This is a genomic window from Dactylosporangium maewongense (assembly GCF_039531485.1).
Taxonomy (GTDB): Bacteria; Actinomycetota; Actinomycetes; order Mycobacteriales; family Micromonosporaceae; genus Dactylosporangium; species Dactylosporangium maewongense.
Genome location: NZ_BAAAQD010000010.1, coordinates 149,471 through 171,818, shown reverse-complemented (window position 1 = coordinate 171,818; position 22,348 = coordinate 149,471). Strand labels below are relative to the sequence as shown.

Sequence of the window (22,348 nt, the reverse complement as noted above, 5' to 3'; positions counted from 1 at the left end):
TAGTCCTCGCGGGACCTGCAGAAAGTCAAGAATATCGATTTGCTTAAAGCATTTAAGGTGTTCGAGGCATGAGCGATATTCGCACCGCGACACCCCATCGCCTGGCCGTCCCCGGCATGCTCGCCGTCGGCGGGCTGGCCCTCGCCGGCCTGGCGCACGCGTTCACCATCGCCGAGTCCCTGAAGGGCGCCGACGCGCCCGCCGAGGACGCGGGCCGCGAGGTGGCCTTCGCGTCCAACTTCGGCGTCAGCACGTACGTCTCCGGCGACACCGCCTCCGGGATCCTCGGCGCGGCCAGGCTGCTGGTCCTGGTGCTGGTCATCGTCTGGCTGTACCTCGCCCGGGACAACTTCGACCGGCGCGGCGACCGCAGCGTCGAGTGGAAGAAGGGCTGGACGATCGGCGGCTGGTTCGTCCCGTTCGCCGGCCTCGTCATCCCCAACCGGGTCGTCGCGGAGATCCACCGCCGTAGCGCGCCCGACGGGACGTGGCCCTCCGACCGGATCGTCAACGCCTGGTGGGTCGCGCTGCTGATCAGCTTCATCGGCTACACCGAGACCTCGAAGTACGCCAGCGGCGAGGTCATCGTCTACAGCCCGCCGTTCTTCGCCGTCGTCTCCGGCGTCGCCGGGATCGTCGCCGCGGTCCTCCTGGCGCTGCTCATCCGCAAGGTGTCGACGTGGCAGGACAACATTCCGACGAGCTGACGGAAATTTCTGCCGGCGGACGCGTTGATTTCTTGCATCCATCGGCGCGAGTTAGTAACGTCGGCTCACCAACCATCGCGACGTGTGGATGTGTGGGGCTTCGGCGGCCCGCGCACCTGCCGCCGGCGCGCCCGCCAAGCACCTGCGCCGGCATCGCGTGACCCCCCGACCCTTCGGGAAGGACACCCGCCGATGCACCCCGCATTCAGAAGAGCCGCGGCGGCGTTGCTGATCAGCAGCGCCGCGGTGGCCCTGCCCACCCCCGCGCACGCCCACACCTCCATCAATCCGGCCCTGTTCCAGCAGGTCGAGCTCGCCAAGGGGATCAACGAGCTCGGCGAGCCGATGTCGATCGCCGTGCTGCCCGACCGGTCGGTGCTGCACACCGCGCGCAACGGGACGCTCCGGCGCACCGACGCCGCCGGCAACACCTCGGTGATCGGGACGCTGCCCGTCTACACCCACGACGAGGAAGGCCTGCAGGGCGTGGCCGCCGATCCCGGCTTCGCCACCAACCGGCAGATCTACCTGTACTACGCGCCGCCGCTGAACACCCCGGGCGGCGACGCGCCGGCCGCGGGCGCGGACTGGACGCCGTGGAAGGGCGTCAACCGGCTGTCGCGCTTCACGCTCAACACCGACAACACGCTCAACACCGCGAGCGAGCGCACGGTCCTCGAGGTCGGCACCGACCGGGGCATGTGCTGCCACGTCGGCGGCGACATCGACTTCGACGCGGCCGGCAACCTGTACCTGTCGACCGGCGACGACTCCAACCCGTTCGACTCCGCCGGCTACGCGCCCATCGACGAGCGCACCGACCGCAACCCGGCCTACGACGCGCAGCGGTCGGCGGCGAACACCAACGACCTGCGGGGCAAGATCCTGCGGATCAAGGTCAACACCGACGGCTCGTACAGCATCCCGAGCGGCAACCTGTTCCCGCAGGGCACCGCGAACACCCGGCCCGAGATCTACGCGATGGGGCTGCGCAACCCGTTCCGGATGAGCGTCGACAAGGCCACCGGCGCCGTCTACGTCGGCGACTACGGCCCCGACGCCGGCACCACCGACCCCAACCGCGGCCCGTCGGGGCAGGTCGAGTTCGACCGGATCACGTCGCCCGGCAACTACGGCTGGCCGTACTGCACCGGCACGAACACCAGCACCGAGACCTACAACGAGTGGAACTTCGCCACCAACAGCACGGGCCCCAAGTACAACTGCGCGGGCGGGCCGACGAACAACTCGTTCCGCAACACGGGCCAGGGCACGCTGCCCGCCGCGAAGCCCGCCTGGATCCGCTACGCCGGTGACGCCGGCAGCCCGCCCGAGTTCGGCAGCGGCTCCGAGTCGCCGATGGCCGGCCCCGTGTACCGCTACGACCCGGCGAACCCGTCGGCCGTCAAGTTCCCCGCCGACCTCGACGGGCACTTCTTCGCCGGCGAGTTCGGCCGCCGCTGGATCAAGGCGATCGACGTCAACGGCGACGGTTCCCCCGGCGCGATCGCGAACTTCCCGTGGTCGGGCATGCAGATCATGGACCAGGCGTTCGGCCCCGACGGCGCGCTGTACGTCCTGGACTACGGCGCCGGCTTCGGCAACGGCGACGCCAACTCGGCGCTGTACCGCATCGAGTACACCGGCGGCGGCAACCGGGCGCCCGTCGCGGTCGCCGCCGCGAACCCGACCTCGGGCCCGGCGCCGCTGACCGTGAACTTCAGCTCGGCCGGCAGCAACGACCCCGAGGGCCAGGCGCTGACCTACAGCTGGGCGTTCGGCGACGGCACCACGTCCACCGCCGCCAACCCGACGAAGACCTACGCGACGGCCGGCACCTACACCGCCACGCTGACCGTCCGCGACCCGCAGGGCGCCACCGGCAGCGCCAGCGTCCGCGTCTCCGCCGGCAACACCGCGCCCGTCGTGCGGATCGTGGCGCCCGCCAACGGTTCGCTCGTCTCGTTCGGCGACACCGTGCCGTACCAGATCACCGTCACCGACCCCGAGGACGGCACCGTCGACTGTGGACGGGTGCGGATGACGTACATCCTCGGCCACGACACCCACGGCCACCAGATCACGTCGCAGACCGGCTGCACCGGCTCGATCACCATCCCGCTCGACGGCGAGCACGACGCGGCCGCGAACATCTTCGCCGTCTTCGACGCGGAGTACACCGACAACGGCGGGATCACCACGCACACGCAGCACACGTTGCAGCCGCGGCACCGGCAGGCCGAGCACTTCGCCACCCAGCAGGGCGTGCAGACCTTCGACAAGGCCGGCGCCGAGGGCGGCAAGACCGTCGGGCAGATCGAGAACGGCGACTGGATCGCGTTCAGCCCGTACCTGCTGAACAACGCCACCTCGTTCACCGCGCGCGTCTCCTCGGGCGGCGCCGGCGGCACTCTGTCGCTGCGCGCCGGGTCACCGACCGGCACGCTGCTCGGCTCGACCACCGTCCCGGTGACCGGCAGCTGGGACACGTTCGTCGACGTCACCGGCACCGTCTCCGGCGCGCCCGCCACCGCCGGGCAGCTGTACCTGGTGTTCACCGGCGGTGCCGGCGCGCTGTTCGACCTGGACGCGTTCACCGTCAACACCGGTGGCACGCAGCCGCCGGCCGGCCGGGTCGAGGCCGAGTCGTACACCTCCCAGAACGGCGTGCAGGTCGTCGCCGACGGCAACGCGCACGGCGGCAACCGCGTCGGCTACATCGACGGCGGCGACTGGGTCGGCTACGCCGGCGTCAACGTGTCGGGCAAGACGGGCTTCACGGCGCGGGTCGCGTCCGGCGGCACCGGCGGCACCATCCAGATCCGCTCCGGCTCGCAGACCGGCCCGCTGCTGGGCTCCGTCAACGTCGGCAACACCGGCGGCTACGGCACGTTCGTCGACGTCACCACCACCCTGACCGCAGGCAGTGGCGCGCTGTTCCTGGTGTTCGTCGGTACGGGCACCGGCGGTCTCTTCGACGTCGACGACTTCCTGCTGACCGGCGGGTCCACGCCCCCGGCGACGAACCTCGCGCTGAACAAGACCGCCACCGCCGACAGCCAGTGCGCCGCCACGGAGGGTCCGGCGAAGGCGGTGAACGGCACCGTCAACGGCGGCAACGCCGACAAGTGGTGCTCCCTCGGCACGTCGAAGTGGTGGCGGGTCGACCTGGGCTCGGTCACGAGCGTGGGCCGGGTCGTGATCCGGCACGCCGGCGCGGGCGGGGAGAACGCCGCCTTCAACACCCGCGACTTCGACGTGCAGACCAGCACCGACGGCACCACCTGGACGACCGTGTCCCAGGTGCGGGGCAACACCGGCAACGTCACCACCTCCACGTTCGCCGCCGCCGGCGTGCGGTACGTGCGGGTCAACGTCATCGCACCCACCAGCAACGCCGACACCGCCGCCCGCCTCTACGAAGTCGAGGTCTACGCGTCATGAGAAAGCTCCTCGCGCTCGCCGCGGTCACCGCGACACTCCTGGCCGCCGCGCCGGCACCCGCCTTCGCCGACACCGCGTTCGACGTCCTCGTGTTCTCCAAGACGGCCGGGTTCCGGCACGACTCCATCCCGGCCGGCATCACCGCCATCCAGCAGCTCGGCGCGGCGAACGGCTTCACCGTCACCGCCACCGAGGACGCGAACGCGTTCACCACGGCGAACCTCGCCCAGTACGAGGCCGTCGTCTTCCTCAGCACCACCGGCGACGTCCTCAACGCGACGCAGCAGACCGCGTTCGAGTCCTACATCCGTGGCGGCGGCGGGTACGTCGGGGTTCACGCCGCCGCCGACACCGAGTACGACTGGCCGTTCTACGGCGACCTCGTCGGTGCCTGGTTCTCCTCCCACCCGGCGATCCAGCAGGCCACGATGAAGATCGAGGACCGCACCCACCCGGCGACCGCGCACCTCGGCGCCACCTGGGTCCGCACCGACGAGCTGTACAACTACCGCACCAACCCCCGCTCGACCGCCCACGTCCTCGCCACCCTCGACGAGACCACGTACTCCGGCGGCACGATGGGCGCGGACCACCCGTTCGCCTGGTGCAAGACGATCCAGAGTGGACGGTCCTTCTACACCGGCGCCGGCCACACCCAGGAGTCCTATTCGGACGCCGCGTTCCGGGCCCACCTGCTCGGCGGCATCCGCTACGCCGGCGGCAAGGTGGCCGCCGACTGCTCGCCCGGCAGCACCCAGCCGCCCACCGGCCGGGTCGAGGCGGAGTCCTTCACCTCCCAGTCCGGCGTCCAGGTCGTCGGCGATGGCGCGGCACACGGCGGCAACCGCGTCGGCTACATCGACGGCGGCGACTGGGTCGGCTACGCCGGCGTCAACGTGTCGGGCAAGACGGGCTTCACGGCGCGGGTCGCGTCCGGCGGCACCGGCGGCACCATCCAGATCCGCTCCGGCTCGCAGACCGGCCCGCTGCTGGGCTCCGTCAACGTCGGCAACACCGGCGGCTACGGCACGTTCGTCGACGTCACCACCACCCTGACCGCAGGCAGTGGCGCGCTGTTCCTGGTATTCGTCGGTACCGGCAGCGGCGGCCTCTTCGACGTCGACGACTTCGCCCTCACCGGCGGATCCACGCCCCCGGCGACGAACCTCGCGCTGAACAAGACCGCCACCGCCGACAGCCAGTGCGCTTCCACCGAAGGCCCGGCGAAAGCAGTCAACGGCACCGTCAACGGCGGCAACGCCGACAAGTGGTGCTCCCTCGGCACGTCGAAGTGGTGGCGGGTCGACCTGGGCTCGGTGACGAGCGTGGGCCGGGTCGTGATCCGGCACGCCGGCGCGGGCGGCGAGAACACCGCCTTCAACACCCGCGACTTCGACGTGCAGACCAGCACCGACGGCACCACCTGGACCACCGTGGCCCAGGTCCGCGGCAACACGGCGAACGTCACCACCACCACGTTCACCCCGGCCAGCACCCGCCACCTGCGGGTCAACGTCATCACCCCGACGAACAACACCGACGCCGCCGCCCGCCTCTACGAGGTCGAGGCGTACGCCGTGTAGGTTTCACAACCGCCGGTGCCCGGGACCTGCGCGAGCGGTCCCGGGCATTGAGCGGTGTCGAACGAGCCTGCTCTACTGCGCGGATGCGGACCCTTCTCGCGCTTCTCACCGCGGCCGTCGTCGGTGCGGTGCTGTTCCTGACGTTGCCGGCCGGGCCGGCCAGTGCCGCGGCGGTGCGGATCATGCCGCTCGGCGACTCGATCACCGGCAATCCCGGGTGCTGGCGGGCGTTGCTGTGGAACGACCTGCAGAACGGCGGGAACACGAACATCGACTTCGTGGGGACCCAGCCGCCGCAGGGCTGTGCGGTCCCGTACGACGGGGACGGCGAAGGGCACGGCGGGGCGCTCGTCACGGCCGTCGCCGACCAGAACCAGCTGCCCGCGTGGCTCACGGCGAGCCGGCCCGACGTGGTGCTCATGCACTTCGGCACCAACGACGTGTGGAGCAACCGGTCCACCGACACGATCCTCGCCGCGTACGGCAAGCTCGTCGACCAGATGCGGGCCAGCAACCCGGCGATGCGGGTCCTCGTCGCCCAGATCATCCCGATGAACCCGCCCAGCTGCGCCGAGTGCGCGCAGCGGGTGGTGGCGCTGAACGCGGCCATCCCCGGCTGGGCCGCGGGCAAGACCACCGCCGCGTCGCCGGTGACCGTGGTGGACCAGTGGACCGGGTTCAGCACGGCCACCGACACCGGCGACGGCGTGCACCCCAACGCCTCCGGCGACCGCAAGATCGCGGACCGCTGGCTGCCCGCGGTCGTGCGGGCGCTGAACGGCACCCTGCCGTCCGGCTCGGCGTCGCCGTCGCGGTCCGTGTCGCCGTCACCGTCCCGGTCGGTCTCCCCTTCGCCGTCGCGGTCCGTGCTGCCCTCCGACAGCGTCCCGCCGGTGCCGGGGTGCTCGGCCACGTACAAGGTGGTCGGCCAGTGGCAGGGCGGCTTCCAGGGCGAGGTCACCGTCCGCAACGGCGGCACGTCGGGTGTGGCTGGGTGGACGGCGCGGTACACGTACAGCGGCGGCGAACGGATCACGCAGTCCTGGGGCGCCACCGTCACCCAGACCGGCAGCGCCGTGACCGCGGACAACGCCGCCTGGAACGGCGCGCTCGCACCGGGCGCCACCGCCACGTTCGGCTTCATCGGCAGCGGTACGCCGGGCATTCCCCCGATCACCTGCGTCTTCCGCTGACCGTCGTGTTCCGCTGACCGTCGTGTGACAGGGTGTGCCGGTGACCCGACCGGCGATCCTGCGGGGGTTGGCCGCCAACCCCGGCCTGGATCCTCTGCTGCTGGCACCCCTGCTCACCGCCGCCGACGCCGCGGTGCTGGACGCGCTCGCCCGCCGGGCGGACCTGCCGGCCCCCGCGGCGTCGGCGCTCGCCCGGCACCCCGACCCGCAGCTGCGGCGGGCGCTCGCCGGCAACCCGTCCGCCGCGCCGCACGCGTGGCGGGTGCTCTCCACCGACCCGGACGAGGCGGTGCGGGTCGCGCTCGCCCGCGGCCACAGCACCGACCACCGGCCGGCGGTCGACCTGCCGCTGCCGGGGGACGCGCAGCTCGCGCTCGCCGCCGACGCCGCCGTCCCGGTCCGGCTGGCGCTCGCCCGGCGGCGGGACCTGTCCGAACCGGCCAGGCTGTGGCTCGCCACCGACCCGTCCGCCGGGGTGCGGGAGGCCCTGGCCCGGTCCTGGCCGTCGCCGCCGGAGCCGGTCCTGCGGCAGCTGCTCACCGACCCCGACCCGGCGGTGCGCCGGGCGGCCGTCTCATCGGCGTTCTCATCGGCGTTGCCGGCGGACCTGCTGCCCGGCCTGCTCGCCGACCTCGCCACCCGGGAGGACGCCGCCCGGCACGCGCTCCCGCCGCCCGCCACCGACCCGGCGGCGGGCGGGACGGCGGCCGGCGGCGCAGGGCCGGCGCGTGGGGTGGGGGTCGACGTCGCCGGGCTGGTGGGGGACGCCGACCCGGCGGTCCGCGAGGCGGTGGCCGGGAACCCGCGGGTGCCGCTCGCCGCGGTGCTCGCCCTCGCCGACGACCCGGACGAGGACGTGCGCGTGGCGGTGATGCTCCGGCCAGACCTGCCCGACGCGGAGCGCCGGCGGATCAGCTCGGGCGTCGAGCCGCAGACCTATCACGTCGCCGACTGGCTGCGGCCCGCGCACGCGTCGCCGGCGGTCCGCGCCGCGCACGCCCGGTCGCCGTTCGTGTGGTGCCGCCGGGCCGTGGCGTTCTCGTCCGACCTGCCCGCCGAGGCCGTCGCGGTGCTGGCCGCCGACGAGGACCACAGCGTCCGGCTGCTGCTGGCCGAGCACCACCCAGACGTCCCCGGCCACATCCTGCCCGACCTCGTCCGCAGCACCGGCCACGCCCGCTGGGACCTGGCCCGCCACCCCGCCATGCCGGCCGGCGCCCTGGCGGCCATGGCCCTGGGCGAGGACACCGACCTGCGCCGCGTCGCCGCGACCGCCCCGAACCTGCCGCCGGCCGTCGCCGAGACCCTCACCCGCCACGCCGACGACACCACCCGGGCGTACGTCGCGGCCAACCCCGCCCTGCCGGTCCCGGCCGTCCTCGCCCTCCTCGACGACCCCGACCCCCGCGTCGCCGAGGCCGCCGCCCGCAACCCCCGCCTCCCACCCGCCACCGCCGGCCGTCTCCTCGCCGCGGGCGCTCCCCGATGATCCGGAAGACGTTTCGTCGCCCTGGCGGCAACAGGTCTTCCGGATCATGGTGGGGTCAGGCGGGGACGGTGAGGGTGCCGAGGGCGAGGGCGGCGGCGCCGTAGAGGCCGCCGTCGCGGCCGAGGGTGCTGGCCTCGACGCGGAGGCGGCGCAGGAACGCCATGCCGTCCCGGTCGGCGAGGGCGCGGCGAATCGGGGCGAGCAGGACGTCGCCCGCCGCGGCCACGCCGCCGCCGATGACGACCCGGTCGATGTCGCAGAGGGCGGCGGTGGTCAGCAGGGCCGTCGCCAGGGCGCCCGCCGCCCGGTCGAACGCGGCGACCGCCACCGGCACGCCCCGCCGCGCGTCCCCGGCGAGCGCCCGCGCGTCGGCGGCGTGACCGGGTTCCCAGCCGTTGGCGAGGGCCCAGCGGACCATGGCGGGGCCGCTGGCGATGGTCTCGACGCAGCCGGTGGCGCCGCAGGGGCAGGGGGCGCCGGACGGGTCGACGGTGATGTGGCCGATGTGGCCGGCGTTGCCGGTCGTGCCGAGCCACGGGCGGCCGTCGATGACGAGACCGCCGCCGATGCCGGTCGACACCACGATGCCCAGCAGGGAGCCCTGCAGGGAGCCGCCGACGGGGGCGCGCCACCACTCGCCGAGGGCGACACACTGGGCGTCGCCGGCCATGGTGACCGGGACGTCCGGGAGCCAGGTGGACAGGGTGCCGGTGAGCGGGAAGTCGCGCCAGGCGGGGATGTTCACGGGGCTGACGGTGCCGCGGACCCGGTCGAGGGGGCCGGCGGTGCCGACGCCCACCGCCGCCACCCCGCCGCCCGCCAGGGCCGTGACCAGGTGGCGCAGGACCGACGTGGGGTCCTGGCCGGCGAGCGGCACCTCAAGGCGGTCCTGGATGACGCCGCCGGCGGAGACCACGGCCGCCGCGAACTTCGTGCCGCCGACGTCGACGGCGAGCACGGCGGTCACGGCCGGGCCTCGTTGACGCAGCGCAGCACCGGGTGGCTGAGCAGGTCGGCCGCGGCAAGTTCCAGGCCGGTGGTGACGGTGAAGGTCGCGGACTCCCCCGGCAGCAGCGTGACGAGCAGGTCGTCGACCGCCGCGGCCGGGTCGAGCCGGTCGGGGAACAGCGCCAGCTCCCGCAGGACCGTGGTCGCCGTGACCGTCACCTCGTACCCGCCCGGCACCGCGGCGACCGTACCGGTGAATGCCGCGACCGGGTAGTCCACCGCGGGGTCCTCCTCGAAGAACCGGATCGCCCGGGCCGGCCCCGCGGAGGCCACGACCAGCTCCCGCCGCGGGTCACCCGCCGTGGACAGCTCCGGCGGCAGCGGGACCTCGAGGACCGCCCGCGGCGGCACCGTCACCGGCACGGACGACGAGGCGAGCACGGCGCCGGACAGCGAGCGCCGGGACAGCTCCAGCGTGCCCGTCCACGGTGCCGCGTCGTCGTTGACGAGCGCCAGCGCGGAGCCCTGGAACGTGAGCAGGCGCGGGGCGTAGGCGCGGCGCAGTTCGTACCAGAGCGGCTTGCGCCGGCCGGCGCCGTCGACGGCCGCCCAGGAGGTGACCGGCCAGCAGTCGTTGAGCTGCCAGATGACCGTGCCCATGCAGTACGGCATGAGCGAGCGAAACCGTTGGACCCCGAACGACACGGCGCGGGCCTGGTTGAGCTGCGTCAGGTAGTGCCAGTCGTCGAAGGTCGCCGGCGCGGGCAGGTGCGCGCCCAGGCCGCGCAGCAGCTTCTCGTTGCCGCCCGCGGCCTTCTGGTGGTGGAGCACCCCCGGCGAGTCCGGCGTGAGCGGGTCGTCCGACACGGCCGCCCGCAGCGTCGCGTACACCGGCGGCCCCTGGAACCCGAACTCCGCCACGAACCGTGGGGTGTAGTCCGCATACCGCGTGTAGTCGTCGCTGCCCCAGACCGTCCAGATGTGCACGGTGCCGGTGCTCGGGTCCTTCACGTCGCGGTCGGGCGCGCCGGAGTAGGGGCTGCCCGGCCAGTACGGACGGCCCGGGTCCAGCGCGGCGACCACGCCCGGCAGCACCGAGTGGTAGAGCGACGCACCCCAGGTCAGGTCGCCCAGCGAGGACTGCCAGCCCCAGTGCTGATAGCCCTCGATGTTCTCGTTGTTGCCGCACCACAGCACGAGGCTCGGGTGCGGCATGAGGCGCTCGACGTTGTCGCGGGCCTCGGCCTCCACCTCGGCGGCGAGGTCGTCGGGGTAGGCGGCGCACGCGAACGGGAAGTCCTGCCAGACGAGCAGGCCGAGCCGGTCGGCGAGGTCGTAGAAGGCGTCGGACTCGTAGACCCCGCCGCCCCACACCCGCAGCAGGTTGGCGCCCGCCCCGACCGCCTGCCCGAACCTCGTTTCGAGGGTCGCGGCGTCGGTACGGGCGGGGAAGCAGTCGTCAGGGATCCAGTTGAACCCGCGGACGAAGACGGGGGTGCCGTTGACGACGATCCGGAAGGCGTCCGGGTCGATGGTGACGGTGCGCAGCCCGACCATCCGGGACCAGGTGTCGTCGGCGGCGGTGACGGTCAGCTCGTAGCGGTGCTGCTCGCCGTAGCCGAGCGGCCACCACGGCCGCGGGTCGGCGACGTCGAGCGAGAGGGTGGCCGTGGTCGCGCCCTCGGGGACCTTGACCTCGACGCCGGTGCCGTCGATGGTCGCGGTGACGGCGACGGCTTCCGCCGTGCGGGCGCGCTCGATCTCGACCGTGACGTCGACGCCGTCGGCGCGGACCTGGGGGCGGACGGCGGCGAGCCGCGCGCCGGACCACGAGTGCAGGCCGACGGGCCGCCAGATGCCGGACGTGACGAGGGTCGGCCCCCAGTCCCAGCCGAAGTTGCAGGCCATCTTGCGGATGAACTGGTACGGCTCGTCGTACGGCCCGGGGCGGGCGCCGAGCCGCGCCTCCTCCGCCTCGGCGTACGCGTACGGGGCGGTGAACGTGACCCGCAGGACGTTGCCGCCCTCGCGCAGGTGGGCCGTGGCGTCGAACCGGTAGCGGCGGTGCATGTTGGCGGTCCGGCCGAGGACGGTGCCGTTGAGCTCGACCTCGGCGACCGTGTCGAGGCCGTCGAAGACCAGGTCGACGCGGTCGTGGCCGTCCGGCGCCCACCGGAAGGTGGTGGTGTAGGCCCAGTCCGTCCGGCCGATCCAGCCGAGCAGGTGCTCGTTGTCGTCGACGTACGGGTCGTCGATCAGCCCGGCCCGCAGCAGGTCGGTGTGCACGCAGCCGGGCACGGTGGCGGGGACGCCGGCATGGTCGGGCCCGGACAGCGTCCAGTTGTCGTGCAGCGCGCGGTACATGCTCAACCTCGTCGCGTTAGTGAACCGAGTAAGTGAAGATTGACGGTAACGGCGGTCGTCGCGACCTGTCAACGAGGGGCCGCGAGCGGCTAGCATCGGTGAACCGAGAAAGGCGGTTGCAGGTGAAACGACCGACCATCGCCGACATCGCCCGGGAGGCGGGCGTGTCCAAGGGGGCCGTCTCGTACGCGCTGAACGGCCGGCCGGGCGTGTCCGCGGCCACCCGGGAGCGCATCCTGGCCGTCGCCGAGCGCCTGCAGTTCCACGCCGACAGCAACGCCCGGGCCCTGGCCGGCGCGAAGACCCGGGTCGTCGGCCTGACGCTGCGCCGGCCGCCGAGCACCCTCGGCGTCGAGCCGTTCTTCATGGAGCTGATCAGCGGCCTGGAGCTGGAGCTGTCACGGCAGTCCTACGCGCTGCTGCTGCAGATGGCGCCGGGGCGCGACGAGGAGCTGGCGTTCTACCGGCGGTGGTTCAGCGAGGGGCGCGTCGACGGCGTGCTGGTCTGCGACGTCAACGTCGGCGACCCGCGGGTGAGCACCCTGCAGGAGCTCGGCCTGCCCGCGGTCGTGATCGGCCCGCCCGGCGTCAGCGGGTCGCTGACCAGCGTGTGGAGCGACGACGAGCAGTCCATGGTGGAGGCGGTGGAGTACCTGGCGGCGCTCGGGCACCGCCGGATCGCCCGGGTCGGCGGCATCCCGCAGCTGGCGCACACCGCGATCCGCACGGCCGCGTTCGCCGGCGTGTGCGCCCGGCTCGGGATCGCCGACGCGGTGACCGTCCCGGCGGACTACACCGGCGAGGCGGCCGCGCGGGCGACCCGCAAGCTGCTCGGCGGGGCGCACCCGCCGACCGCGCTGCTCTACGACAACGACGTGATGGCCGTCGCGGGGCTGACCGCGGCCCGCGAGCTGGGCATCTCCGTGCCGGCCGAGCTGTCGATCGTGGCCTGGGACGACTCGCCGATCTGCCGGCTGCTGCACCCGCCGCTGACGGCGCTGACCCGCGACATCGGCGCGTACGGCGAACTGGCCGCCCGCACCCTCCTCGCGGCGATCGCCGGCGAGCCCGTGACCAGCGCACACGGCGCCCCGGCGCACCTGACCCCACGCGGCAGCACCGCCCCGCCCCGCTGACGCCGCTCAGGTCACGGATCGGTTAAGGGCTCTTCCCATTCGCCTGACAACGGTGTCATCCTGCGTTCGCTCGAACTAAAACGCTTTAGACACCCCTCGAATGGAGCGCCCATGTTCCGCCGAACACTTGCGGTCGCGCTTGCCCTCTCCCTCGCGGCGTGCGGCAGCGGGTCCGACCCGAAGCAGTCCGCCGACGCCGTCTCCCCCACCGACCCCGCCGCCGTCTCCGGCGAGATCACCGTGCTGACCAACCGCACCGACCTCGTCACCGACGGCACCATGCAGAAGTACGCCGACCAGTTCAAGCAGCTGTACCCCAAGGTCACCGTCAAGTTCGAGGGCGTCACCGACTACGAGGGCGAAGTCAAGATCCGGATGAACACCGAGAACTACGGTGACGTCCTGCTGATCCCCAACACCGTCGTCACCGACGACTACCCGAAGTACTTCGCGCCGCTGGGCTCCGCCGCCGACCTGAGCGCGAAGTACAGCTTCACCGACAAGGCCAAGGTCGGCGACAAGGTCTACGGCGTCGCCGGCTTCGCCTACGTCAACGGCTTCGTCTACAACAAGGACGTCTGGGCCCAGGCCGGCGTCACGACGTGGCCGACCACGCCCGCCGAGTTCATCACCGCGCTGCAGGCGATCAGGTCGAAGACCGCGGCCACCCCGTACTACACCAACTACCACGACGGGTGGCCGCTGAGCTCCTGGTCGCAGGTCGTCGGCTCGGTCAGCTGCGACCCGAAGGCCAACGACAACCTGGTCAAGGGCGACCCGTGGGCCGCCGGCGCCGACCTCGCCACCGGCGACACGCTGCTGTTCGACATCGTGAAGAACAAGCTCTCCGAGGCCGACCCGACCACCACCAACTGGGAGGACTCGAAGGGGCAGATCGCCACCGGCAAGATCGCGACGATGTGGCTCGGCTCGTGGGCGATCGCGCAGATGCAGGACGCCGCGAAGAAGGCCGGCAAGGACCCGTCGGTCATCGGCTACATGCCGTTCCCGAAGCAGGTGGACGGCAAGTTCTGCTCCGTCGTCGCGCCCGACTACCAGTACGCGATCAACAGCCACTCGAAGAACAAGGCGGCCGCCCGGGCCTGGTTCGACTGGTTCATCGACAAGTCCGACAGCGCCACCGTCAACCAGGCGATCTCCGCCGTCAAGGGCGCCCCGCTGCCGCCGGCGATGCAGCCGTTCACCGCCGCCGGCGTCAAGTTCATCGAGCTGTCGCAGGCCGAGTCCGCGAAGCTCACCAAGGTCGACAACGCCTCCGAGGTCGGCATCAGCAAGCCCGACTACCGGCAGAAGCTGGTCGACACCGCCCGCGGCGCCGCACCCGGCGACCTGCGCGGGGTCCTCGCCGACCTGTCGAAGCGGTGGACCGAGGCCGCGAAGAACCTCTGACGTCTGTCGTGGCGTCGCCTTCGGGCGGCGCCACCCTTCTGCTGTGTTCGGAGCGCCGTGAGATCCCGACTCCTCCCCTGGCTCTACCTGCTGCCCGCCCTCGCGCTGCTGGTCGTCTTCACGTACATCCCCGTCGCCAGCATGGTCACCTACAGCTTCACCGACTGGGACGGCCTCGACCCCGACCCCGCGTTCGTCGGCGTGGACAACTACGTGCAGCTCTTCACCCGCCCGGAGCTGTTCAGCGTCTTCGTCGTCAGCGTGTACTACCTGCTGGCCGCCTTCGTGCAGACCGCGGTCGCGATGTACTTCGCGTTCATCCTCAGCTTCAAGCTGCGGCTGCGGAACCTGTTCAAGGGGATCCTGTTCTTCCCATACCTCATCAACGGCGTCGCGGTCTCGTTCGTGTTCCTGTACTTCTTCCGCCCCGGCGGGACCCTCGACGCGGTGCTCGCGCTGTTCGGCGTGCACCACGAGCTGCTCTGGCTCGGCGACCCCGACCTGGTCAACGTGTCGCTGAGCGGGGTGTCCGTGTGGCGCTTCCTGGGGCTGAACTTCGTGCTCTTCCTCGGCGCGATCCAGGCGATCCCGCCGGAGCTGCACGAGGCCGCCGAGCTCGACGGCGCCAACCGCTGGCACGTGTTCCGGCACATCGTCGCGCCCGGCATCAAGCCGATCCTCAGCCTCAGCGTGATCCTGGCCGTGTCCGGGTCGCTGTCGGTGTTCGAGATCCCGTTCGTGATGACCGGCGGCGCGGGCGACAGCAAGACCTTCGTCATCCAGACCGTGAAGCTCGCCTTCCAGTTCAACAAGTTCGGGCTCGCCTCGGCGGCCGCGGTCGTGCTGCTCCTGATCGTGCTGCTGGTCACGTGGGTGCAGCGGCGTCTGGTACCAGAGGAGAGGACCGACCTGACATGACCAAGGCCTTCAAGTATCTCTCGCTCGTCGTCGCCTCCGTCGTCGTGCTGCTGCCGCTCGTGTCGGTGTTCCTCACCTCGCTGAAGACGCCGGAGGAGATGGTGGGCGGCGGCGACCCCCTCGCCCTGCCGCACGACTGGACGAACCTCTCCAACTACGCCACCGCGTTCACCAACGGGCGGATGCTGACCGCCTTCGCCAACACCGCGCTCATCCTGGTCGTCTCCGTCGTCGGCACCGTGTTCGTCGGCACCCTCGCCGCCTACGCCATCGACCGCTTCACCTTCCGCTTCAAGAAGGTCGTCGTCGGCGCCTTCCTCGTCGCGACCCTGGTGCCGGGTGTCACCACCCAGGTGACCACCTTCCAGGTCGTGGACGCGCTGGGTGCCTTCGACAGCCGGTGGGCGCCGATCCTGCTGTACCTGGGGACCGACATCGTCGCGATCTACATCTTCGTCCAGTTCATGCGCGGCATCCCCGTGTCGCTGGACGAGGCGGCGCGCCTCGACGGCGCCTCCACCTTCCGCATCTACCGCAGCGTCATCCTGCCGCTGCTGCGCCCCGCGATCGCCACCGTCGTCATCATCAAGGGCATCTTCGTCTACAACGACTTCTACATCCCGTTCCTCTACATGCCGTCGGAAGGCCTCGGGACGATCTCCACGTCGCTGTTCCGCTTCAAGGGCCCGTTCGGGGCACACTGGGAGACCATCTCCGCCGGCGCGATCCTGGTCATCGTGCCGACGCTGCTGCTGTTCCTGTTCCTGCAGCGGTTCATCTACAACGGCTTCACCTCCGGAGCCACGAAATGACGTGTTGTTGGAGAATGGGTTGGTGACGCGACGGCCGACCATCAACGACATCGCCGAGGCCGCGGGGGTCTCGATCGGGGCCGTGTCGTTCGCGCTCAACGACCGGCCCGGCGTGTCCGCCCGCACCCGCGAGCGGATCCTCGCCATCGCCGCCGAGATGGGCTGGCAGCCCAGCGCCGCCGCCCGCGGCCTGTCGGTGTCCCGCGCCGAGGCGATCGGCCTGGTCGTCGCCCGCGACGCGGCCACCCTCGGCGTCGAGCCCTTCTACATGAAGTTCATCGCCGGCCTGGAGACCGAGCTGTCGGCGACCGGCACCGCCCTCGTCCTGCAGGTCGTCGCCGACCACGACCGGGCGATCGAGGCCCTGCGCGGCCTGTGGGCGGCCCGCCGTATCGACGCCACCATCCTCACCGACCTGTGGGCCGACGACACCCGGATCGCCGCGCTGTCGTCGATGGGGCTGCCCGCCGTCCTCGTCGGCCACCCGCGCCCCGGCTCCTCGATCCCCGCCGTCTGGAGCGACGACGCCGCCGCGCTCACCGAGGCGCTCGCGTACCTCGCCGCCATCGGCCACCGGCGGATCGCCCGCGTGGCCGGGCTCGCGGCGCTCGAACACACCCGCATCCGCACCCTGGCCTTCCGCGCCGCCGCCACGCGGCACCGCCTGGAGAGCGCCGAGGTCATCGACACCGACTACACCTGGGAGGCCGGCGCCTGGGCCACCGAGCAGCTGCTCACCTCGGCCCGCCCGCCGACCGCCATCACCTACGACAACGACATCATGGCGACCGCGGGCCTGCACGTCGCCCGCAAGCTGGGCCTCGATGTCCCCGGCAACCTGTCCATCATCGCGGGCGACGACTCGCAGCTGTGCGAGATGGCGTACCCGGCGCTGAGCGCCCTGGCCCGCGACGTGCTCGCCTACGGCGCCAACGCCGCCCGCACCCTCCTCGCCCACCTCGACGGCGCCCCCGCCACCGACTTCCAGGACACCACCCCCCGCCTCCTTCTCCGCGACAGCTGCTCGCCAGTTGCTCCGCAATAGCGCTGTCACCCACTGTTTCCCGCCTTCAGCTGCGCTGTAGCTCACCTCCCCACCGCTGCCGCGGCGGGGCCCGCCGGGGGATTCTCACCCCGGACCCCCAATGCTCGCTGCGCTCGCACAGCCAGCGCTCCGCGCGGCCGGATTGCGCGTGCGCGCCGCACCCGGTGGCCGGCCGCCGCGGCCACCTCATGATCCGGAAGACCTTGTGCACCCCTGGGTACACAAGCTTTACCGGATCATGGGTCGTGAGGGTGGGAGCGGCTAGGATGCTGCGGATGGGGCGGCGGCCGACGATGAGTGACATCGCTCAGCGTGTCGGGGTGTCGAGGGTCGCGGTGTCGTATGCGCTGAACGGGCGGCCCGGGGTGTCCGAGGACCTGCGCAGGCAGATCCAGGACGTGGCGGCGGAGCTCGGGTTCGCGGTGCACCGGCCGGCGGTGGCGATGCATGGGGCGTCGTCCGACGCGGTGGGGCTGACGCTGCGGCGTACGTCGGCGGCGTTCAGCATCGAGGTGTTCCGGCGGCAGCTGATCAGCGGCATCCAGGTGGAGCTGTCGGCGCGCGGGTTCGGGCTGGCCCTGCAGTTCGTGGCGAACGCCGAGGAGGAGATCGCCGTCCACCGCAGGTGGCACGCCGAGCGGCGGGTCGACGGGGTGGTGCTGTGCGACCTGCAGCGCGACGACCCGCGGGTGCCGGCCGTGCTCGCGCTCGACCTGCCGGCGGTGGTGGTCGGCGGCACCGGGGAGATCCCGGGCCTGGCCAACCTGTGGACCGACGAGGCGGCCTCGGCCGGGAAGGTCGTCGGGTACCTCGCGTCGCTCGGGCACCGGCGGGTCACGCGGGTCAGCGGGCCGCCGGACATGTTGCACACGCAGGCGCGTACCGACGCGATCGCGGCGACGACGAGGGGCACCGCCATGACGGTGACGGTGGTCGCCGCGGACTACACGGGCGACGCCGCCGCGCAGGCGACCCGGCGGATCCTCAGCGGCAAGCAGCGGCCGACCGCGATCGTCTACGACAGCGACGTGATGGCGCTTGCCGGGCTCGGCGTCGCGGCGGAGATGGGTGTCCGCGTGCCGCACGAGGTGTCGATGCTCGCGTGGGAGGACTCGCCGCTGTGCGAGGTGGTCCACCCGGCACTGACCGTCCTGCGCCGCAACATCGCCGACTACGGTGCCCGCGCGGCCAGGCTCCTGCTGGAGTGCGTCGACGGGCGGCCGCCGCGCAGCGTCCGGTACACCAACCCCACCCTGGCCATCCGGGACAGCACCGCCCCCGCCGCCGCCTGAGCGACCGCGGGGACGGTACACCGGCAAACTCACGCCGGCAGGGTCCATCGCTGGTTGGTCTGGCCGTTGCAGGTCCAGATCTGGATCTGGGTGCCGTCGGCGCTGGACTGCCCCGTCGCGTCCAGGCACCGGCCGGTCGCCGGGTTGACCAGGGTCTGCCCCACCCGGCTCCACCGCTGGTGGTCGTTGCCGACGCAGTCCCAGAGCTGGACCTTCGTGCCGTCCGCGTTGGTGCCGCCGGCGACGTCGAGGCACTTGCCGAGGGCCCGGATCGTGCCGTCGGTCCCGACCGTCCACTGCTGCGCGCCGGTGCCGTTGCACGTGTACAGCTGGACCTTGGTGCCGTTGGCGGTGCCGGCCGCGGCCACGTCGAGGCACTTGCCGGCGAGGCCGGTGATCTGGCCGGTCCCCGAGCCGCCCCCGCCGCCGGAGCCGGGCACGGTGAACTCGCCCCGGACCAGGACCCGGCTGTTGAAGTACGTGTTCTGCACGGCCGCGTTGTTGTTGTACGCCGGGTCCGTGAGGTACTCCGCCCACACCATGAAGTACGTCCACCGCGGCTGCGCCTGCAGCAGCGCGACGCTCGGCACCTGGCCGACCTCGGCGAGGGCGATCGGCTTGCCGCCGGCGATGTTCAGCATCGCCTGGTAGTCCGAGGTGCTCGGCGCGTACTTCACCCACATGTCGAGCGTCGCCAGGTCCACATAGGACGGGCCCGGCCAGTAGTCGGCGATCGAGCCCATGTTGACGTCCTTGACGTTCCACACCCACACGAGGTTGGTGAGGCTCTGGGCGGCGTAAAAGTCGTGCACGATCTGGAAGAGCTTGCGGCTGCCGTTCGCGCCCGGCCGGCCGCCCCACCACGACCAGCCCTCGTTCATCTCGTGGACCGGGCGGAAGAGCACCGGCACGCCGGCGTTCTGCAGCTGCCGCAGGTAGGGCACGGCCTCGTTGAGGCGGTTCTTGAAGGCGGTGTTCAGCGACGTACCGTCGGTGACCAGCTGGCTCCACTGGGTGTCGCTCAGGTGGCTGAGCACGCCGGCGCTGTCCCAGCCGCAGGTCGAGCCCATGGTCGGCGGGCACATGTGCCAGGTCAGCGCGACGAGCGAGCCGCCCTGCCACTGCCGGATCGCCTCGCTGACCATCGTCTGGCGGGACGACACGTCGGCGGACTGGAACAGGAAGTCGCCGCCCCACAGGCCCGGCGTCTGGCCGGTGAGCTGCTGGGCGACCCTGGTCCACTTGGTCGGGTCGGTGTTGGGTTCACGGTTGTGCTGGCCGGTGACGGTGTACTGCCCGCTGATCCCGCTCAGGTAGCCGATCAGCGCGCTGCGTGACGACGCGGGGAACGCTTCGGCGGACTGGGGCCGCGGCTGGGCTACCACGGCGACGACGGCGGTCACTGCGGTCGCCAGGGCGGTGGCGACCACGATCCAGGCTCTTCGCACGGGGGCTCCTTGAAGAAGGTTTACTGAACCGAGTAAGTGCAGGCAACGTACGACGACTCCTCGAACGCTGTCAATAGAGGTGAACAAATGAAAGTGACGTCGGACGCCGGAGCCACCTGCCGGTCCGACCGGGGGCCTATGGTGAGACCCGAATGAGCACCGATGGTCGGCTGGAGCGTGGATGCGGCTGCGAACGCTGGAGAAACAGGTCAAGCGGATGCTGGCCGGGCTCGACGTCCCGGACCCGTTCGACCTGCGGGCGTTCTGCGCGTCGGTGGCCGCCGCGCGCGGGCGCGACCTGCACCTGCACCAGCTGCCAGCCGCGGGTGTCGACGGCACCGCGTGCGGGCTGTGGCTGGCGACCGACAAGGCCGACCACGTCTTCTACGCGGCCGGCGCCGGCTGGCTGCACCAGCAGCACATCATCCTGCACGAGATCGGCCACATCCTGTGCGACCACGTCGCGCCCGAGCCGGAGCCCGATGACGTGACCGCGCTGCTGCTGCCCGACCTGGACCCGGCGACCGTCGCCAGGGTGCTGCACCGCTCGTCGTACAGCGCGCCACAGGAACAGGTCGCGGAGATGATCGCCACGATGCTCAACGAGCGGGCCGCCACCACGGCCGCCGCCCGGCCGCCCGCCGACCCCGCCCTGGGCAACCTGTACGACGCCCTCGCCGAGCCGTTCCTGGTCGAGCGCCGTGGCCGGTGACGCCGTCGACTTCGTCGAGATCCTGGTCCTGACCACGTTCTGGGCGTTCACGATCTGGCGGTTCGCGACGCCGCAGACCCCGCGGGGCAAGGCCATCCGGCTCGTCGTGCTGCTGGCGACGGTGTCGTTCACGTTCAACCGGCGGGAGATCTCGTACGCGACCGACACCGTGCTGCACGTGCCGGACATCTCGGTGCCGTTGAAGAACCTCGCGACCGTCGCCGCGTCCGCCGGCATGGTCCACCTCGTCGGGCTGCTGTCCCCGGACCCGGCCCGCTTCGCCAAGCTCCGCCGCGCCGCGTACGTGCTGCTGAGCGTGACGGCCGTGGCGATGACCGTGCTGTTCCTGCTCGCCCCGCGCCGCCCCGAGCGCTACGACTTCGTCTACGAGCAGGCCGGGACGCCGCTGGTCACCGCGTACGCCACGCTGACGCAGCTCGGGCTGACCGTCGGGCTGATCTGCGCGCTGGTCCTCTTCCGCCCCGCCGGCCGGGGTGCCGCGCCGTGGCGGCTGCGGATCGGGATGTGGCTGCTCAGCGCCGGCGCCGTGGTCGGGCTGCTGTTCATGGCGAACCGCGTCATCTACCAGATCAGCCACGCCGCCGGCAGCCGCGCCCTCGACCATCCCGCCGCGCAGAGCGTCTCCCGCATGCTGCTGGCCATGATGCTGCTGTTCTTCGGCACCGGCGCCGCCCTGCCCGCGATGGGCGGCCTGCGGCGCTGGACGTCACGCTACGTGGCCCTGCAGCGACTGCGCCCGCTGTGGCGGGACCTGGCGACCGCCGCGCCCGGTGTCGTGCTCGGCGACCCACCCGGCCGCCTCGGCGAGTTGGTCGCTCTTCGCAGCGTCGAGCTTCGCCTGTACCGCCGGATCATCGAGATCCGTGACGCCCAGTGGCTCCTCACCGGCCGCGCGGGCGACACCGACGCCGACGCCACCGCCCTGCGGGCCGCGGTCCTGCGCTCCCGCGGTTCCATGGATGACTCCGGCGGATCCGTGACGGCCGGTGACGGTGCGGTGGCGCCGGGCTTGCCCCCCGGCAGCGGCCCGGCACCAGCTCAGGGGCCGGCACCTGTGCATGCTCCGGTGCACACCGCAGGGCAGGCCCCCGGCCCGCCGAACGCCTCCCAGTCGGCCGGCGGGCCCGATGTCGACGCCGAAGTCCGGGCGCTGCTCGGCCTCTCGCGGCGGTACCGCGTCGCGGCCGCGCAGGGCGTCGTGGCCACCCCCGTTGCCTTCGCCGGCCACGATCCGTCCCACCCGGAAGGATGACGTCAACTTCAGTTTATGGGGCGACATCGTCCATAAATCTGAGCTTATGATGGAGATTTCCATCGCAGGGGTGCGATTGTCAAGCGTCTACGTCCCAGGAGGCCATGTGACCCTCGCGGAGAAGCTCGACCGTCTCTTCAGCACGGTCCACCCGCCGGGTCGCGGCGAGTACAGCTACGAGGAGGTCGCCGCCGCCATCCGGGCACGCGGAGTGATGATCTCCCACACGTACATCTGGCAACTGCGCAAAGGAGCACGGGACAACCCGACCAAACGGCACCTCGAGGCACTCGCCGAGTTCTTCGGGGTCAACGCCGCATACTTCCTCGACGACGAGGCCGCGCGGCGCATCGACGAGCAGCTGGAGCTGCTCGCCGCGCTGCGGGACAACGCGGTGCGCACCATGGCGCTGCGCGCGGCCGGGCTGTCGGGGCCGACCCTCGAGGCGATCCACGGCATGATCGAGCACGCGCGCAGGATCGAGGGCCTTCCGGACGATCCTCCGCCCGCCGATGTGGTGCGAAACTGACACGCCGGGCGGGGTGTTGGCCCGAGGGCAGGCGACGGTAGCGTG

17 protein-coding genes are annotated in these 22,348 nt (G+C 72.0%); 14 read left to right on the top strand and 3 right to left on the bottom strand.

What is annotated here, in order from left to right:
- The first annotated feature begins 68 nt into the window (after positions 1 to 68).
- The 5 genes from ABD332_RS25315 to ABD332_RS25295 all read left to right on the top strand — a co-directional run bounded on the left by ABD332_RS25315 (position 69) and on the right by ABD332_RS25295 (position 8,416).
- Entirely contained in the window at positions 69 to 707 is a 639-nt protein-coding gene (locus tag ABD332_RS25315) for a DUF4328 domain-containing protein (protein ID WP_344504586.1), read from the top strand.
- Between the two features lie 192 nt (positions 708 to 899).
- Complete coding sequence (locus ABD332_RS25310; protein ID WP_344504585.1) at positions 900 to 4,151, top strand: carbohydrate-binding protein; 3,252 nt, start codon at positions 900 to 902, stop codon at positions 4,149 to 4,151.
- Entirely contained in the window at positions 4,148 to 5,734 is a 1,587-nt protein-coding gene (locus ABD332_RS25305; protein ID WP_344504584.1) for a ThuA domain-containing protein, read from the top strand. The genes ABD332_RS25310 and ABD332_RS25305 overlap by 4 nt, the downstream gene beginning before the upstream one ends.
- A gap of 83 nt (positions 5,735 to 5,817) precedes the next feature.
- Positions 5,818 to 6,927 (top strand): cellulose binding domain-containing protein, encoded by a 1,110-nt coding sequence (locus ABD332_RS25300; RefSeq protein ID WP_344504583.1) that lies wholly within the window; start codon positions 5,818 to 5,820, stop codon positions 6,925 to 6,927.
- A gap of 40 nt (positions 6,928 to 6,967) precedes the next feature.
- Positions 6,968 to 8,416, top strand: coding sequence for a hypothetical protein (locus ABD332_RS25295; RefSeq protein WP_344504582.1), 1,449 nt, complete (start codon positions 6,968 to 6,970; stop codon positions 8,414 to 8,416).
- Positions 8,417 to 8,471: 55 nt separating this feature from the next.
- Here ABD332_RS25295 and ABD332_RS25290 read toward each other — a convergent pair whose 3' ends face one another.
- A complete protein-coding gene (locus ABD332_RS25290; RefSeq protein ID WP_344504581.1) occupies positions 8,472 to 9,383 on the bottom strand; it encodes an ROK family protein in 912 nt (303 codons plus the stop codon).
- Positions 9,380 to 11,728 carry a glycoside hydrolase family 2 protein gene (locus ABD332_RS25285; RefSeq protein ID WP_344504580.1) on the bottom strand — a complete coding sequence of 783 codons (2,349 nt, stop codon included), beginning with the start codon at positions 11,726 to 11,728 and terminating at the stop codon, positions 9,380 to 9,382. Before ABD332_RS25285 ends, ABD332_RS25290 begins: the two co-directional genes overlap by 4 nt.
- A 122-nt stretch (positions 11,729 to 11,850) precedes the next feature.
- On the opposite strand from ABD332_RS25285, the gene ABD332_RS25280 reads away from it, so the two are divergent.
- From ABD332_RS25280 to ABD332_RS25255, 6 genes are all read left to right on the top strand, one after another.
- On the top strand, positions 11,851 to 12,864 hold the full coding sequence (locus ABD332_RS25280) for a LacI family DNA-binding transcriptional regulator (protein ID WP_344504579.1): 1,014 nt from the start codon (positions 11,851 to 11,853) through the stop codon (positions 12,862 to 12,864).
- A 111-nt stretch (positions 12,865 to 12,975) separates the two neighbouring features.
- On the top strand, positions 12,976 to 14,274 hold the full coding sequence (locus ABD332_RS25275; protein WP_344504578.1) for an ABC transporter substrate-binding protein: 1,299 nt from the start codon (positions 12,976 to 12,978) through the stop codon (positions 14,272 to 14,274).
- A gap of 57 nt (positions 14,275 to 14,331) precedes the next feature.
- A complete protein-coding gene (locus ABD332_RS25270) occupies positions 14,332 to 15,192 on the top strand; it encodes a carbohydrate ABC transporter permease (RefSeq protein ID WP_344504577.1) in 861 nt (286 codons plus the stop codon).
- Positions 15,189 to 16,004 (top strand): carbohydrate ABC transporter permease, encoded by an 816-nt coding sequence (locus ABD332_RS25265; RefSeq protein ID WP_344504576.1) that lies wholly within the window; start codon positions 15,189 to 15,191, stop codon positions 16,002 to 16,004. The genes ABD332_RS25270 and ABD332_RS25265 overlap by 4 nt, the downstream gene beginning before the upstream one ends.
- A gap of 19 nt (positions 16,005 to 16,023) precedes the next feature.
- Positions 16,024 to 17,049 carry a LacI family DNA-binding transcriptional regulator gene (locus ABD332_RS25260; RefSeq protein ID WP_425552281.1) on the top strand — a complete coding sequence of 342 codons (1,026 nt, stop codon included), beginning with the start codon at positions 16,024 to 16,026 and terminating at the stop codon, positions 17,047 to 17,049.
- Positions 17,050 to 17,324: 275 nt separating this feature from the next.
- Positions 17,325 to 18,341 carry a LacI family DNA-binding transcriptional regulator gene (locus ABD332_RS25255; RefSeq protein WP_425552280.1) on the top strand — a complete coding sequence of 339 codons (1,017 nt, stop codon included), beginning with the start codon at positions 17,325 to 17,327 and terminating at the stop codon, positions 18,339 to 18,341.
- A 29-nt stretch (positions 18,342 to 18,370) separates the two neighbouring features.
- Here ABD332_RS25255 and ABD332_RS25250 read toward each other — a convergent pair whose 3' ends face one another.
- A complete protein-coding gene (locus ABD332_RS25250; RefSeq protein WP_344504573.1) occupies positions 18,371 to 19,789 on the bottom strand; it encodes a lectin in 1,419 nt (472 codons plus the stop codon).
- A 181-nt stretch (positions 19,790 to 19,970) separates the two neighbouring features.
- On the opposite strand from ABD332_RS25250, the gene ABD332_RS25245 reads away from it, so the two are divergent.
- The 3 genes from ABD332_RS25245 to ABD332_RS25235 all read left to right on the top strand — a co-directional run bounded on the left by ABD332_RS25245 (position 19,971) and on the right by ABD332_RS25235 (position 22,303).
- The gene (locus ABD332_RS25245; RefSeq protein WP_344504572.1) at positions 19,971 to 20,501 is read left to right on the top strand and encodes a hypothetical protein; all 531 of its coding nucleotides are present in this window, start codon (positions 19,971 to 19,973) and stop codon (positions 20,499 to 20,501) included.
- The gene (locus ABD332_RS25240; RefSeq protein ID WP_344504571.1) at positions 20,491 to 21,774 is read left to right on the top strand and encodes an MAB_1171c family putative transporter; all 1,284 of its coding nucleotides are present in this window, start codon (positions 20,491 to 20,493) and stop codon (positions 21,772 to 21,774) included. Before ABD332_RS25245 ends, ABD332_RS25240 begins: the two co-directional genes overlap by 11 nt.
- Before the next feature lie 106 nt (positions 21,775 to 21,880).
- Positions 21,881 to 22,303, top strand: coding sequence for a helix-turn-helix domain-containing protein (locus ABD332_RS25235; protein ID WP_344504570.1), 423 nt, complete (start codon positions 21,881 to 21,883; stop codon positions 22,301 to 22,303).
- Positions 22,304 to 22,348 lie beyond the last annotated feature (45 nt).